General features: G+C 68.1%; 1 protein-coding gene. It reads right to left on the bottom strand.

Translation table 11 applies throughout. The features are described 5' to 3' along the window. Window positions 1–83: 83 nt before the first annotated feature. Window positions 84–367: integrase core domain-containing protein (locus E9565_RS22050; protein ID WP_236836743.1), on the bottom strand; the 284-nt coding region annotated here is incomplete at its 5' end.

Genomic DNA, 367 nt, shown 5'->3' with positions numbered 1-367 from the left:
GCTCGTCGGGCAGCACCTCGCAGTAGGCCAGCCGGGAATGGTCGTCGACGGCGGAGTGAAGCGCCCCAGGTTTCGTGCCGCTCTCATACGGGCTGCTCCGGCGGGATGAGGGCAGCGTAGTGGGCCTCCTCGGCCTCGTTCGGGGTGATCATTCCGAGGGGGCCGTGCAGACGTCGGTTGTTCCACCAGTCGACCCAGCCGGCAGTGGCGTACTCCACGTCGGAGACGGCCTTGTAGGGCCCGGCGTGGAAGACGGTGGCGCGGACGCACTCGGTCTTGAACAGGCCGATCACGCTCTCCATCAGCGCGTAGTCGTAGGCATCGCCGACCGAGCCGATCGAGGGCGCGATGCCTTCCAGGGCCAGGT

This window comes from Blastococcus sp. KM273129 (assembly GCF_021698995.1).
Lineage (GTDB): Bacteria > Actinomycetota > Actinomycetes > Mycobacteriales > Geodermatophilaceae > Blastococcus.
The sequence above is the reverse complement of the archived record's forward strand: the minus strand, read 5'-3'. Positions and strand labels throughout refer to the sequence as shown.